Origin of the sequence: Psychrosphaera ytuae (assembly GCF_017638545.1) — a bacterium.
GTDB lineage: Bacteria > Pseudomonadota > Gammaproteobacteria > Enterobacterales > Alteromonadaceae > Psychrosphaera > Psychrosphaera ytuae.
In genome coordinates this window covers 2,664,843-2,678,579 of record NZ_CP072110.1, presented here as the reverse complement: position 1 = coordinate 2,678,579, position 13,737 = coordinate 2,664,843, and the positions used below count along the sequence as shown (strand labels likewise).

Sequence of the window (13,737 nt, the reverse complement as noted above, 5' to 3'; positions counted from 1 at the left end):
CTATGACGGATTTCATTCAATCAGCATTGCGCGTTATTGATATTGAAAAACAGGCTATTGAAGGATTGGTTCAGTCTTGTGACCAACATTTTTCAGAAGCTTGCGAGACAATCTTAAAAGGCCAAGGGCGGGTTGTTGTAACCGGCATGGGCAAGTCAGGTCATATCGCCAATAAAATTGCCGCGACCCTCGCCAGTACCGGCAGTCCGGCATTTTATGTACACCCTGGTGAAGCCAGTCATGGCGACTTAGGTATGTTTACCAAGCAAGATGTTGTTTTGGCATTGTCGAACAGCGGTGAAACAGCCGAGTTAGTTTCTCTACTGCCCGTCCTCAAGCGAATCGGCTGTAGCATCATCTCTATGACCGGAAACCCCAATTCAACCCTAGCGAAAAACAGCGACATTCACCTTTATGCAGGTGTCGAAAAAGAAGCGTGTCCACTAGGCCTAGCGCCAACAGCTTCAACAACCGCTAGTTTAGTACTCGGTGATGCGTTAGCAGTAAGTTTATTAGAAGCTCGTGGCTTTACTGCCGAAGATTTTGCCTTAAGTCACCCTGGTGGGTCTCTGGGCCGTAAGTTATTACTTACCAACTCAGATATTATGCACAGCGACGAACGCTTACCTCTCGTCACTCAGCAGGCCACAGTAAAAGAAGCCGTATTCGAAATGTCCGCCAAAGGCTTAGGTATGACAGGTGTTGTAGACCAACAAGGCATTTTAGTTGGCATCTTTACCGATGGTGACCTTCGACGTTGGATGGATAAAGATCAAGTAAATCTCAGCACTGTAATAACTGAGGTAATGACCAAAAACTCAGTAACAAGTAAACCCGCTACTTTAGCTGCAGAAACACTATCCTTAATGGAACAAAAGAAGATCAGTGCTTTATTTATTGTCGATGCTCAACACAAGCCTCTCGGCGCATTAAACATGCACGACATGCTAAAAGCAGGGGTTATCTAATGGAATTATTTGGACAGTGGTATCAGCCCGTCACTACAGAAGTGATCAACAAAGCCAAACAATTAAAACTCCTGATATGTGATATTGATGGTATTTTTTCTGATGGCTCTGTGTATATGGGCAATAGCGGTGAAGAAATCAAAGCCTTTAACACTAAAGATGGCTTTGGGCTCAAAGCTCTAATGAACTCTGGCGTTGAAGTTGCAGTTATAACAGGCAGAAAATCTGAAATTGTCGCCCGCCGTATGGCAAGTTTAGGCGTTAAATACGTCTACCAAGGCATGGAAACCAAACTGATTGGCTACCAAGAATTGTGCAAAGACCTCAACGTCAGCGCTGAACAAGTAGGCTTTATCGGCGATGACTTTCCGGATTTACCTGTGATGCGAAAAGTAGGTTTGTCGGTATCTGTTAGCGACGGTCACCCATACGTCAAACAAGTTGCCGATTACGTTACGGTAACAGGCGGTGGTAAAGGCGCTGTCCGAGAATTAACGGACCTTATTATCATGGCACAACAAGGCGAGCATTACCTAACCTCCACTGTTGCAGGAACCAGCAGCTAATGCCAAAGAAATTACTCGTCCTTCTTATTTTTATCGGGATCAGTATTTATCTGTGGTATCCCGCTTTTAATACAACGGAACAAGCGGCCAGTAATACGGACCCTGTGTTAGTGCCAGATTTTACTGCAAAGCTTCTACATCAGGAGTTGTTTGATCACACTGGCAATTTAAAACAAGAAGTCTTCTCGCAAAAGATGGAGCATTTTGCCGATTTAGATCTAACCTACTTTGAACAACCCGAATTTATTATTTACCAAAACGACAGTCCCTATTGGCGACTGTCTGCCAAAGTCGGCAACATGCAAGATGGTAAATTGACCTTGGATGAAAACGTCCAAATGTTACAGTTAGACAACAACGAGCTGGTTAATTCTATCGAAACCAGTTTTCTAGAAATCGATTTAAATTCACAATTCGTCACAACCGATAAAATGTTTGTTATTAAAGGACAAAGAACAACCATTACCGGATATGGACTCAATGCTGATTTGAAAGAAGGCAGAGTTAAAATGACGAAACACGTACAAACCATTCTGAAAGGAAATCAATAATGACGATAAAACAATTTGCTATAGCCCTGGGTTTGACTCTGTTATCTACTTTTAATGCATTGGCGTCAGATGACCTGACTATCGATGCACAAGAGCAAGACTTAAACTTTAAAAAGAACACTATGTTTTTCAAAGGTAATGTTCAGATCAACCAAGGTTCGATGAAAATCAAAGCGGATGAGCTATATGTCATCACAAAAGACGGTGCCGCCGAAAAATTGATCGCAAAAGGCAGTCCAGCTACCTTTTCACAGAGCAGTTCAGAAGGCGATGAACTAGAAGCGAACGCGACAGAAGTCATCTATTTGGTCAACGAGCGAATTCTTGAATTGAGAGGCTCTGCAAAGTATCGTCAAGGCGGTTCTGTGGTTGATAGTGCAAACGGTAACATTACATTCGATTTAGAAAACAAACGCGTTAAAGCAGTTGGTGGCACCGAGAACAATGGTCGTGTTACAACAACCATCAAAATCAAGCCAAAAACAAATAACGAAAAAGATTCAGGTAACGATTAATGACAAAGTTAGTCGCTCAACATTTAGCGAAGTCATATAAAAGTCGACAGGTCGTCAAAGACGTTAGCTTGTCAGTAGAAGCCGGCCAGGTCGTAGGCTTATTAGGCCCCAATGGTGCTGGCAAAACGACAACTTTTTACATGATTGTTGGCCTTGTACCAAATGATAAAGGTTTGATTCAGCTCGACGACATAGACTTGAGTCACGAACCTATGCACGTTCGAGCTCGAAAAGGAATCGGCTACCTGCCGCAAGAGTCTTCTATCTTCAGAAAATTAACGGTTTCACAAAACATCATGTCAGTTTTGCAAATGCGTAAAGACATTGACGCAAACCAGCAAGCTGATTTACTGGATGATTTAATCGCCGAATTTCATATTGACCACATTCGAGATAGCCAGGGTATGGCGCTATCCGGTGGTGAGCGACGTCGAGTCGAAATTGCCCGAGCACTTGCAGCAGACCCTAAAATTATCTTGCTTGATGAACCATTTGCTGGTGTTGATCCTATCTCAGTGATCGATATCAAAAAAATTATTCAACAACTCACGGCAAAGGGCATTGGCGTGTTAATTACAGATCATAATGTCCGTGAAACACTTGATGTCTGTGAAAAAGCCTATATCGTTAGTCATGGGGAGCTAATTGCCGAAGGCACCCCAGCGGAAGTTTTAGAAAGTGAGATCGTTAAGCAAGTTTATCTTGGTGACCAGTTCAAACTTTGATAATTTATAAAGAGATAATCTTAATTAAGTCAGTAAGTTCCGGATAAGATGAGACCTACACTCCAACTCAAAATGGGTCAGCAGTTAACAATGACCCCGCAATTGCAACAAGCGATTAGACTGTTGCAACTGTCGTCTTTGGAATTGCAACAAGAAATCCAAGAAGCCTTGGATAGCAATCCTTTATTGGAGTCCGATGACTTTGATAACTACGATGGCCAAGAAGCCTCGGAAGTTACTCAAATCGACACTCATCAAGAAAGCCAAGAAAACGGCGCGAGTAACGATGACGAAATCGAATGGACCAAGGACGAGATAAGCACTAACGAAGCACTGCAAGATCAAACCATGGGAGATGAGCTTCCTACAGACTCTACATGGGATGATTACATGAGCGCAGCCCCTGCTAGTTCTGGGCCGGCTTATGAAGGTGAAGACACTGTCTATCAAGGTGAGACTACAACCAACATCCAAGATCATTTACGTTGGCAGCTTAATCTATCCCCTTTTTCTGAACATGATCTGGCAATTGCCACGGCTATCATTGATGCCATAGACGAAAAAGGCTTTTTAACTGTTTCAACTGAAGACATTGTAGAGGCAGTTGATATTGAAGACGTTGAAATAGAAGAAGTTGAAGCCGTCTTAAAACGCGTCCAAAACTTCGACCCTATCGGTGTCGCATGCCGAGGATTGCAAGAGTGTATGGTTGTGCAGTTACGTCAATACAGCGACGACACACCTTGGAAAAAAGAGGCCATTGACCTCATTCAAGAACACATAGATTTATTGGGTAACCGTGATTACCGCACGATTATCCGCAAAACCAAACTCAAAGAACACGAGCTCAAAGAAACACTAGAGCTGATTCAAACCCTCAACCCTAACCCTGCAAGCATAGTGATTAAAGACGAAATTGATTACGTCATCCCTGATGTGAGCGTGGTTAAGAAAAAAGGTCGTTGGATAGTTGAGCTAAATCCGAATTCTATGCCTAAAATTAAAGTGAACGAACAATACGCTTCACTGTCTAAAACGGCAAAGAACAATTCTGACGCGCAGTTTGTTCGTTCTCACTTACAAGAAGCTAAGTGGTTTATTAAGAGTTTGGAAAGTAGAAACGACACATTGTTAAAAGTATCAAATTGTATTGTGCAACAGCAGCAAGCCTTTTTCGAATATGGGCCGGAAGCGATGAAGCCGATGGTATTGAATGATGTAGCGGAAATGGTCGATATGCATGAGTCAACAATCTCACGTGTGACGACTCAAAAGTACATGCACACACCAAGAGGAATATTTGAACTCAAATACTTCTTCTCAAGTCACGTCAGTACTGAAAATGGCGGTGAATGTTCATCTACCGCTATCCGCGCCTTAATCAAAAAGCTAGTTGCTGCAGAAAACCAAGCTAAACCGCTAAGTGACAGTAAGATTGCTGATATCCTGGCCGAACAGGGCATCCAAGTAGCCAGGAGAACTATCGCAAAATACCGGGAATCGTTAAACATTCCCCCTTCAAACCAAAGAAAACGATTGGTGTAGTTTCACCAATCAAATCAAAAGAAGGAAGAGCATATGCAAATTAACCTAACTTGTCGTCACGTCGAGCCTACTGAGTCATTAAAAGACTATGTAGATACGAAATTTGCAAAATTAGAACGTCATTTCGATCATATTAACAACGTCCATGTGATTTTAGACGTCGAAAAACTGATACAACGCGCAGAAGCGACTATGCATGTTAATGGTGGTGAACTTTTTGCCACATCTGAACATAGTGATATGTACGCAGCCATTGATTCTTTAATTGATAAACTTGACCGTCAGGTCAAAAAACACAAAGAAAAATTAACTCGGCACTAAAGGTTAATTTTAAGTAATACTAGAGGCGCTAAGGACGGCGCCTTTTAACTCATCTTTTGAGACGAAAATCAAAAGACCCAAGCAGTAAAAATGCCATGAAATTAAAAGTACTTCTGCAGCCTGAATGCACCAAAGTGTTATCAGACTGCCAAAGCAAAAAGAAAATCCTAGAACATATTGCAGAGATTGCTAGTAGCCAGTTACCGGATTTGAACTGCTCTGAAGTGTTAGCGAGTTTGATGAACCGTGAAAAACTAGGAAGCACAGGAATTGGCAACGGGGTTGCTATTCCACACGGCAAAATCAAACCAGAGGGCAACAAGGTCGTTGCGGTTCTTCTTGTAAGCCACCCTGCAGTTGATTACGACGCAATTGATAATCGCCCTGTCGATGTTTTTTGTGCCTTAATCGTGCCAGAAGACCAATGTGAAACGCATTTACAAACGCTTGCGAATATTGCCGAAATCTTTGACAACAAAGAGATTTTACGTAAGATTCGAGGAGCGAAAACGGATAACGATCTCTACAACATAATTGAAGCCGCATAATATGCATATTTTTATCGTAAGTGGCCGTTCTGGCTCAGGGAAGACAGTCGTACTTAGGGTTTTGGAAGACCTTGGGTATTATTGCGTTGATAATTTACCAGTAAATCTATTACCTGCGCTATCTCACTCGCTCGCAACCAATTATCCTCAGGTTGCGGTCAGCATTGATGTGCGCAACTTACCCAGCTCAGAACAAGAGTTACTCGATAACTTAGACTTTTTACCAAAGGGCGTTAAAACGACCGTTCTGTACATTGATGCAAAAGACGATGTATTGATCCGTCGCTACAGCGAAACACGTCGCTTGCACCCTTTGTCCAAAGGTGAAAATTCTCTACCAGATGCAATTATAGAAGAACGTAAGTTGCTCGATGCACTTGCCTCTCGAGCGGACTTGTACATAGACACTTCAGATTTAAATGTTCATCAGCTGACCGAAATGATCCGAGAAAAGATCATGGGTAAATCTGATAAAGACTTAGTGATCACCTTTGAATCATTTGGTTTTAAATACGGTGTTCCAAACGATATCGACTTTGTTTTTGATGCGCGCTTTTTGCCTAACCCACACTGGGAACCAGACCTACGAGCTCTAACCGGTCTTGATTTACCTGTTAAAGACTTCTTTGCTGCCCAACCCTTAGTGAATAAGTTTGTATTTCAAATCAATAACTTTATGTCCACTTGGTTACCTCACCTAGAGCGAAACAACCGTTCGTACTTAACCATTGCTATTGGCTGTACTGGAGGCAAACACCGTTCAGTTTATATTGCAGAAACCTTGGCAGAGCAGTTCCGTTCTCGTGGAAAAAATGTTAAAACTCGCCATCGAGAAATGAGTAAGTACCTACAAGAGCTATAATAAGAGCTCTGTACTCTGATAAACAACAATAAAAATATGACTCTATCAAGAACGGTAACCATTCAAAATAAATTGGGACTGCACGCCCGTGCAGCTACCAAGCTTGCACAATTGTCTCAACAGTTCGATGCTGATGTCGAAATCCACCAAGGTGAAAAAAAGGCAAACGCTGATTCTGTGATGGCTTTATTAATGTTGGCAAGTAACCAAGGCAAACAAGTCAAAGTAGCAGCTTCTGGTCAACAAGCAGAAGAAGCGCTTGATGCTATTTGCCAGTTGATTTCGAACAAATTCGACGAATCTGAATAGCCGTTAAGTCCTACCAAAAAACAATCAGTTACTATCAAAAAAACTGCTTATGCGTTAGACTAGTCTGTAACTTTTGATGTAGCCCTTGCCGATCTCATGTCGGCAACTCGATAAAGAAGTCACTATGTCTGAGCTGTTAGAACAAGAATATACAATTCCTATTGATGAATTTAATGCCGCGATTAGTGACGGCATGTTTGTTCGCGTTCGAAATATGCTCGATGGTATGGCAGCAAATGATATTGCCATGCTACTCCACGCCTCGACACCAAAAACCCGTGCTATTGTTTGGCAGCTGATCGACAGCAGTATTCAGGGTGAAGTTTTAGAAGATCTATCCGAGGAAGTTCGTAACTCTATTTTACGAACTATGACACCTGAAAGCGTAGCAGAAGCAGCCGTAAATCTCGATGACGATGACTTTTCTGAAGTACTGAGAAGTATGCCTGACAAGGTGTACCGCAAAGTACTGAAGAGCATGGATAAACAAGACCAAGCTCGTGCAGAACGCGTGATGTCCTACGAAGAGGACACTGCGGCGGCTCTAATGAACACCGATACCATTACGGTTCGCCCTGATGTCACTGTCGATGTCATTTTGCGTTATCTAAGACTAAAAGAGTCGTTACCAGAGGCCACTGATTACCTCTACGTCGTCGACAAACAAGACCATTTTATTGGTGAAGTATCATTAGCGGCGTTGGTAACCTCTAGTCCAACCAAACTTATCTCGGAAGTCATGGAAACCGACTTTGAAGTTATTCCTGCATCGATGCACGAATCTGAAGTCGCCAGCCTGTTTGAACGATACGATTGGCTTACTGCACCAGTTATTGATGAGGAAGGTGTTTTACTCGGGCGTATAACCATCGATGACGTGGTTGATATCATTCGTGAAGACGCAGAACACTCGATGATGAGTATGGCTGGTCTTGACGATGAAGCCGATACCTTCGCGCCCGTTATTGACAGTACTCGCAAACGTTCCTTGTGGTTAGGTGTTAACTTATTTACCGCTTTACTCGCAGCTTTTGTGTCGTCTTTGTTCGAGTCAACTTTAGATGAGTTGGCATTTTTAGCCGTTTTGAACACCATAGTACCGAGTATGGGTGGTGTCGCTGGTAGTCAAACTCTCACCCTGGTTATACGTGGTATGGCCGTTGGTCACGTAAACGAGGCCAACTCTCGTTGGCTGTTGGGTAAAGAGCTAGCGATCGGCTTTTTAAATGGTCTTATATGGGCTGTGTTAATCGCTGGTGTGGTCGCCCTTTGGAAACAAGACTTAATGCTTGGCGGCGTGCTTGCGTTTGCCATGCTGATGAATTTGATTTCAGCTGGTTTAGCCGGTGTATTGATTCCACTGATGCTAAAACGCATGAATATCGACCCAGCACTGGCTGGTAGTGTTATACTTACCACCGTCACCGACATCGTCGGCATTTTTGCATTCTTGGGTACGGCAACTTGGTTGTTGTTGTAAGCCCTCTTAACCCTTTCTAGGTAACACACATGATTGAAGTTGGCAAAACCAACACCCTTACTGTAACTAAAATGATGGATTTTGGCGCGTATTTAGATGGCGAAAATCTCGGTGAGATTTTATTGCCGCGTAAGCATGAGCCAGACAATATTGACGTTGGTGATGAGCTTGAAGTCTTTGTCTATCTGGACTCGGAAGATCGCCCGGTAGCTACGACACAAAAGCCGAAAGTCGAAGTCGGTCAATTTGCTTACTTAGAAGTGAAAGATACCAACCGTGTTGGGGCGTTTTTGGACTGGGGTTTGGACAAGGACCTAATGGTCCCCTACGGCGAACAACACCGCCCATTAGAAGTCGGTAAAAAAGTATTAGTCTATGTCTACTTAGACAAAATCGATCAACGTCCGACGGCATCTTCAAAAGTGGATAAGTTCTTACAAGACGAGAACCAAGGTACGTTTAAGCCAAATCAAGCGGTATCACTGATTATCGCCAATAGTACAGACTTGGGCTACAAAGCAATCATCAACCACAGCCACTATGGTTTGTTGTTTAAACAAGACGTATTCCGCCGTCTGTCATTTGGTCAATCTATTAAAGGTTTCATCAAGCGCATCCGCCAAGACGGTCGCATTGATTTAACACTTGAAGGCGGTAAAGTTACCCGAGATAAAGACGCCGAGGTCATCAAGCGATTTTTAGAAAAAGAAGGTGGGTTTGCTGCAGTTCATGACAAGTCTGATCCGGAGCTGATCAAAAAGCTATTTGGAATGAGTAAAGGCGCCTTTAAGAAGACCATTGGCGCCATGTACAAAAGTGGCGATATCACAATTGAAAAGACAGGTATTCGCCTGACCACAGAGAAAGGCACTGCCACTAGAGACTAAATTAAGTTGCCGGTTAATTACCGGCAATTTTCATATTTTCAATTAGAACCGACCCCGTCTGTACCGCACCACGGCGCTCGACATCACCACCAATTGCGACCATTTGTTGGAACATGGTCTTTAGGTTACCTGCAATGGTAACTTCAGATACTGGGAATTGAATTTCACCGTTTTCTACCCAAAAGCCAGCAGCGCCACGACTGTAATCACCCGTCACAGTATTTACGCCCTGCCCCATCAATTCAGTGACCAATAGACCTTTGTCCATTTTTTTGAGCATTGCAGCTAAATCTGGGTCGGTGTGATTGACTATCCAATTGTGTATCCCGCCAGCATGACCGGTTGTCTGCATACCGAGCTTGCGAGAAGAATAACCCGTTAACAAGTAAGTCGTTAAAGTACCCGCTTCAATTATATTGCGATCTTTAGTCTCGACTCCTTCTGAATCGAACGGGCTACTTGCCAAGCCTCTCAGTAAGTGAGGGCGCTCTTTGATAGTCACAAACTCAGGTAAAACTTGAGTGCCCAAGCTGTCCATCAAAAACGAAGAGTTTCGATACAAGCTGCCACCACTGATGGCAGAGACTAAATGACCAAACAACGTTGAAGCGACTTCGGCATGGAACAAGACAGGCACCTGACAAGTATCAATTTTTCTTGCATTAAGACGTTCTACTGCAGCTTTGGCGGCTTTTTGACCTACTGAGTGAGCCGAGTCCATTTCGGTAAAGACACGGTCTACGGTATAAGCGTAATCACGCTGCATGTCGTCATTTTCTTGAGCAATGACAGAGCAGCTAATGTTGTGTCGACTACTTGGATAGCCCTGAATAAAACCATGACTGTTGCCGTATACTTTAAAACCCTGATAGGCAGAAAGCGATGCTCCGTCTGAATTCACTATGCGCGAGTCAAAGTCAAATGCGGCTTTTTCGGCTTCTAAACAGTGTTTAATCGCCTCTTCTGGCTGAATGTCATATGGGTGATATAAGTCAAGATCAGGGATGTCTGTCGCCATTAAATCTTTGTCTACCAGACCAGCATAACTGTCTTCTGAGGTATATTTAGCAATATCTATCGCAGCTTTTACGGTTCGTTCTAACGCCGCATGGCTAATATCGGCTGTCGATGCAGACCCCTTATGTTGACCAACATAGACGGTTATACCCAACGCGCCTTCTTCATTAAACTCGATATTTTCCAACTCTTGGCAACGGCTCGAAACCGAAATACCTTTTGACTTACTAATCACAGCTTCCGCTGACGTCGCACCATAACGCTTACTCATATCGAGTAAATCCGCTATTGCCGTTTTCACTTCACTGATTTGTTGAAAAATATCGCTGTTATTGGTCATAAACACTCAAAAATACTGGTTAAATTACTCACTAGAGCATACCATAATTGATACGAATCTTTTATCAAAATAGATTGACCCTCGATATATGACAAAACCTTATTACTTAATGCCTGATGATGAAAATTACATCAGCAAAACCGACCTAAAAAAAGAGCAACGAGAACTACAAGTTTTTGCGACAGATTTGTGCAAACTGTCTAAATCTCAACGTCAAAAGCTCACGGCCAGTGAAGAACTTCAAGATGCGTTTAAACTCGCCGACAAAATAGCCAGCAAACCAGACGCATTACGACGTCATTTGCAGTTTATGGCTAAGTTGCTTCGCGACGAAGCTCTTGATACTTTAAAGCTTGAGTATCAAAAACTTACTTCTCCTGGACAAGAGAATGATGCCTTGATGCACAAGTTAGAGACTACCCGTACCGACTTGTTAGAAAACGGCGACGATGCAATCAACTCTTTGTTAGAGTCAGCACCAACGCTTGAGCGTCAAAAGCTTCGTCAACTTGTTCGCCAAGCGAAAAAAGAAGTCGCTAGCGAAAAGCCAGGTAAGAATTACAAAGAATTATTTCAGTACATCAAAAATGGGCTAAGCAGTTAATTAGGAGCTTGCGGTGAAATATATAACTAGAATAAATACACTGTTTGTAAAATCATGGACCGCATTCGTCTTGTTAAGTAGCTTGCTACTGGCAGGGTGTAATGGTCACACAGACGAAGACACAGGTACTGTCGTCGGTGACAAGGCGCAAATCGATATCTCTATTGCTGACGCCAACGGCAATGAAACAAATAGTATCACGGTCGGCAATCAACTTACCGTGTCGGTTATTATTTCAGACGTAGCTGGAACTCCTTTAGCCAATCAAAATGTTGGTTTTAGTGCACCAACAGGAGCACTTTCGGCGAGTTCAAAATTAACCTCGTCTAACGGTACTGCGAGCATTACATTCGACTCTACGGACGTTGCAGCTGGTGTAGTCGCTATAAGCGCAACCACAACTTATCAAGGCGAAACACTGACAGCCGCAATAGAATTTGAAGTACTAGCAACCGCTGTTGTCGATGTCGAGTCACCGCAACTCACTATTACTTTGAAAAAAGACGGTATCGCTACCAACCGCATCAAAGCCGGCGAGTCAGGTCAATTAGGCGCGCAATTACTTGATGCCAATGGTGACCCTATCGTTGATAAAATTGTTACCTTCAGTGCGGAGATTGGAATTTTAAGTGCTAACACAGCCTTGACGAATTCTAATGGCATCGCTGAAGTTAGCTTAACAGGTGACGAAAACAATCTTGGTGCTGCTATTGCTACTGCCTCTGTTTCAGTCAATGATATCAACTACGCACAAACCACCCCATATGAAGTTGTAGCAGCAGATGCCTTGGACGAGTCAACTGCAGTGCTCATTGGTCACTTTGATGCCGACGGTAACTTTGTTGATGGTGAAATCGGTGTTGATGTAGACACTATTAGTGCCGGTGCGACTGCGGGTTTGAGTGTGGTGTTGGTAGATCAAGACTTAAATCGCATCACTTCACCAACGACAGTTAACTTTAATTCTTCATGTGCTTTGGCAAATAAGGCAGTCGTTGATAGTTCGGTTATCACTAGTAACGGTGAAGCTTTTGCAACGTATCAAGACATCAATTGTGCTGGTCCAAATGGAAATACTGACACTATCGTTGCAACCGTTGTTGTCAATTCGGCCGATTTAACCGCAACCCGTGATTTAACTTTACAATCAGAAGCTCTGGGCTCAATAGAATTTGTTTCAGCTAGTCCTGAGTCAATTGTGTTAAAAGGTACAGGCGGGCAAGGTAAACAAGAAACCTCAACTGTCACCTTTTTGGTAAAAGGTGAGCTGGGTAACCCAAGCCCTCAGCAGCAAGTTAACTTTAGCTTAAATACCGATGCCGGTGGTTTAACACTTGCGTCATTTGTAGGGACTACTAATTCTGAAGGCTTAGTTAGTGCAAAAGTTATCGCAGGTACCGTACCGACAGCTGTGCGCGTTCGCGCTACGATTACAGTGGATACAACAACAGTATCAACTCAGTCTGATTTACTGTCTGTTAATACTGGATTACCAGATCAAAATTCAATTACCTTATCTTTAGATACCCTAAACCCAGAAGCAAGAAGTCATGTAGGTACTACAGTACAAGTAACCGCTTACTTGGCCGATAGCTTTAACAACCCAGTTCCGGACGGTACAACCGTAAACTTCACTACTGAAGGCGGTGCTATCGAACCATCTTGTACGACAACAAATGGTAACTGTGCGGTAACATGGACTAGCCAACAACCGTTCGCAGACGATCACCGAGTAACCATCTTAGCAACCGCAGAAGGTCACGAGTACTTTGTTGATGTCAATGGTAACAACATTTACGACGACAGTGACGGTGGCTCAGTAAACAGCTCAACGACAAACATCAATGAAATTTTGAGTGGTTTTGGTCGTATTAGTGCATTCAATGGCGGTTTTATCGATATGCCAGAGGCGTGGCGTGATGATAACGAAAATGATCTTTACGATTCAGGTGAAGTGTTTATAGATAGTAATAATAACCAGACTCGTGACTCTGAGAATGGATTGTTTAACGGCCCTCAGTGCTCTGGTGCAAATTGTGCGACGTCTAAATTTATCACGATACGCAAAGCAGCCCTGTTGATCACTTCAAGCTCTTCGGCACTTTATCGCTTAGTTGATACAGCAACTGGAGACGTAATTTTAAGTAACTATGACAACACTGCCATCGGTGGCACGATTGATATTCTGCGTGGTACAGGACGTAGCTTCAGGTTAGAAATGTCTGACACTGAATTCCAAATATTACCTAAAGAAACTTCAATTGACATTAGCTCTAGCGTTGGTGAATTAGTTGGAGGCGGAAGTTTCTTAATCCCTAACTCAACTGGCTCAAGCGACCCTGCAATACCAGGAACGTCGTCTTTTAGCTTTACGATTATCAACACCTTAGGTGCAGACGATGATCCTGTTATTGGTGGTTTAGAGTTTTCTGCAACAACACCTAGAAATATTTCAACAGGTGGCAGTATAGTCGTTAACTTACTGTAACGACTGCTAAA

General features: G+C 43.1%; 15 protein-coding genes. 14 read left to right on the top strand and 1 reads right to left on the bottom strand.

Annotated elements, in window-relative coordinates:
- Nucleotides 1–2 precede the first annotated feature (2 nt).
- The 12 genes from J1N51_RS11915 to J1N51_RS11860 all read left to right on the top strand — a co-directional run bounded on the left by J1N51_RS11915 (nt 3) and on the right by J1N51_RS11860 (nt 9,277).
- Nucleotides 3–968, top strand: coding sequence for a KpsF/GutQ family sugar-phosphate isomerase (locus tag J1N51_RS11915; RefSeq protein ID WP_208831488.1), 966 nt, complete (start codon nt 3–5; stop codon nt 966–968).
- Complete coding sequence (gene kdsC / locus J1N51_RS11910; RefSeq protein WP_208831487.1) at nt 968–1,534, top strand: 3-deoxy-manno-octulosonate-8-phosphatase KdsC; 567 nt, start codon at nt 968–970, stop codon at nt 1,532–1,534. The genes J1N51_RS11915 and kdsC overlap by 1 nt, the downstream gene beginning before the upstream one ends.
- Complete coding sequence (gene lptC / locus J1N51_RS11905) at nt 1,534–2,085, top strand: LPS export ABC transporter periplasmic protein LptC (protein ID WP_208831486.1); 552 nt, start codon at nt 1,534–1,536, stop codon at nt 2,083–2,085. The genes kdsC and lptC overlap by 1 nt, the downstream gene beginning before the upstream one ends.
- Nucleotides 2,085–2,600: a lipopolysaccharide transport periplasmic protein LptA gene (gene lptA / locus J1N51_RS11900; protein WP_208831485.1), complete on the top strand. Its 516-nt coding sequence runs from the start codon at nt 2,085–2,087 to the stop codon at nt 2,598–2,600. Before lptC ends, lptA begins: the two co-directional genes overlap by 1 nt.
- Nucleotides 2,600–3,325: an LPS export ABC transporter ATP-binding protein gene (gene lptB / locus J1N51_RS11895; protein ID WP_208831484.1), complete on the top strand. Its 726-nt coding sequence runs from the start codon at nt 2,600–2,602 to the stop codon at nt 3,323–3,325. The genes lptA and lptB overlap by 1 nt, the downstream gene beginning before the upstream one ends.
- 48 nt (nt 3,326–3,373) lie before the next feature.
- The gene (locus J1N51_RS11890; protein WP_208831483.1) at nt 3,374–4,870 is read left to right on the top strand and encodes an RNA polymerase factor sigma-54; all 1,497 of its coding nucleotides are present in this window, start codon (nt 3,374–3,376) and stop codon (nt 4,868–4,870) included.
- Nucleotides 4,871–4,903: 33 nt separating this feature from the next.
- Nucleotides 4,904–5,191: a ribosome hibernation promoting factor gene (hpf, locus tag J1N51_RS11885; RefSeq protein WP_208831482.1), complete on the top strand. Its 288-nt coding sequence runs from the start codon at nt 4,904–4,906 to the stop codon at nt 5,189–5,191.
- A gap of 95 nt (nt 5,192–5,286) precedes the next feature.
- Entirely contained in the window at nt 5,287–5,739 is a 453-nt protein-coding gene (gene ptsN, locus J1N51_RS11880; protein WP_208831481.1) for a PTS IIA-like nitrogen regulatory protein PtsN, read from the top strand.
- A gap of 1 nt (nt 5,740) precedes the next feature.
- Complete coding sequence (rapZ, locus tag J1N51_RS11875) at nt 5,741–6,601, top strand: RNase adapter RapZ (RefSeq protein ID WP_208831480.1); 861 nt, start codon at nt 5,741–5,743, stop codon at nt 6,599–6,601.
- 36 nt (nt 6,602–6,637) lie between these two features.
- Nucleotides 6,638–6,910 (top strand): HPr family phosphocarrier protein, encoded by a 273-nt coding sequence (locus tag J1N51_RS11870; protein WP_208831479.1) that lies wholly within the window; start codon nt 6,638–6,640, stop codon nt 6,908–6,910.
- Between the two features lie 124 nt (nt 6,911–7,034).
- Nucleotides 7,035–8,390: a magnesium transporter gene (gene mgtE, locus J1N51_RS11865; RefSeq protein WP_208831478.1), complete on the top strand. Its 1,356-nt coding sequence runs from the start codon at nt 7,035–7,037 to the stop codon at nt 8,388–8,390.
- Nucleotides 8,391–8,419: 29 nt separating this feature from the next.
- Nucleotides 8,420–9,277: a CvfB family protein gene (locus tag J1N51_RS11860; protein ID WP_208831477.1), complete on the top strand. Its 858-nt coding sequence runs from the start codon at nt 8,420–8,422 to the stop codon at nt 9,275–9,277.
- Between the two features lie 13 nt (nt 9,278–9,290).
- On the opposite strand, the gene pmbA is transcribed toward J1N51_RS11860, so the two are convergent.
- Nucleotides 9,291–10,634: a metalloprotease PmbA gene (gene pmbA / locus J1N51_RS11855; RefSeq protein WP_208831476.1), complete on the bottom strand. Its 1,344-nt coding sequence runs from the start codon at nt 10,632–10,634 to the stop codon at nt 9,291–9,293.
- Nucleotides 10,635–10,722: 88 nt separating this feature from the next.
- Between pmbA and yjgA the strand changes: the two genes are divergently transcribed.
- Nucleotides 10,723–11,238, top strand: coding sequence for a ribosome biogenesis factor YjgA (gene yjgA / locus J1N51_RS11850; RefSeq protein WP_208831475.1), 516 nt, complete (start codon nt 10,723–10,725; stop codon nt 11,236–11,238).
- A gap of 13 nt (nt 11,239–11,251) precedes the next feature.
- On the top strand, nt 11,252–13,726 hold the full coding sequence (locus J1N51_RS11845; RefSeq protein ID WP_208831474.1) for an Ig-like domain-containing protein: 2,475 nt from the start codon (nt 11,252–11,254) through the stop codon (nt 13,724–13,726).
- Nucleotides 13,727–13,737: the final 11 nt, after the last annotated feature.

Bases quoted from the DNA above. Each gene is read 5' to 3' on its own strand.
- rapZ (WP_208831480.1), top strand. From the start codon at position 5,741: ATGCATATTTTTATCGTAAGTGGCCGTTCTGGCTCAGGGAAGACAGTC.
- kdsC (WP_208831487.1), top strand. From the start codon at position 968: ATGGAATTATTTGGACAGTGGTATCAGCCCGTCACTACAGAAGTGATC.
- J1N51_RS11860 (WP_208831477.1), top strand. From the start codon at position 8,420: ATGATTGAAGTTGGCAAAACCAACACCCTTACTGTAACTAAAATGATG.
- lptB (WP_208831484.1), top strand. From the start codon at position 2,600: ATGACAAAGTTAGTCGCTCAACATTTAGCGAAGTCATATAAAAGTCGA.
- ptsN (WP_208831481.1), top strand. From the start codon at position 5,287: ATGAAATTAAAAGTACTTCTGCAGCCTGAATGCACCAAAGTGTTATCA.
- pmbA (WP_208831476.1), bottom strand. From the start codon at position 10,634: ATGACCAATAACAGCGATATTTTTCAACAAATCAGTGAAGTGAAAACG.
- mgtE (WP_208831478.1), top strand. From the start codon at position 7,035: ATGTCTGAGCTGTTAGAACAAGAATATACAATTCCTATTGATGAATTT.
- yjgA (WP_208831475.1), top strand. From the start codon at position 10,723: ATGACAAAACCTTATTACTTAATGCCTGATGATGAAAATTACATCAGC.
- hpf (WP_208831482.1), top strand. From the start codon at position 4,904: ATGCAAATTAACCTAACTTGTCGTCACGTCGAGCCTACTGAGTCATTA.
- J1N51_RS11890 (WP_208831483.1), top strand. From the start codon at position 3,374: ATGAGACCTACACTCCAACTCAAAATGGGTCAGCAGTTAACAATGACC.
- lptC (WP_208831486.1), top strand. From the start codon at position 1,534: ATGCCAAAGAAATTACTCGTCCTTCTTATTTTTATCGGGATCAGTATT.
- lptA (WP_208831485.1), top strand. From the start codon at position 2,085: ATGACGATAAAACAATTTGCTATAGCCCTGGGTTTGACTCTGTTATCT.
- J1N51_RS11915 (WP_208831488.1), top strand. From the start codon at position 3: ATGACGGATTTCATTCAATCAGCATTGCGCGTTATTGATATTGAAAAA.
- J1N51_RS11870 (WP_208831479.1), top strand. From the start codon at position 6,638: ATGACTCTATCAAGAACGGTAACCATTCAAAATAAATTGGGACTGCAC.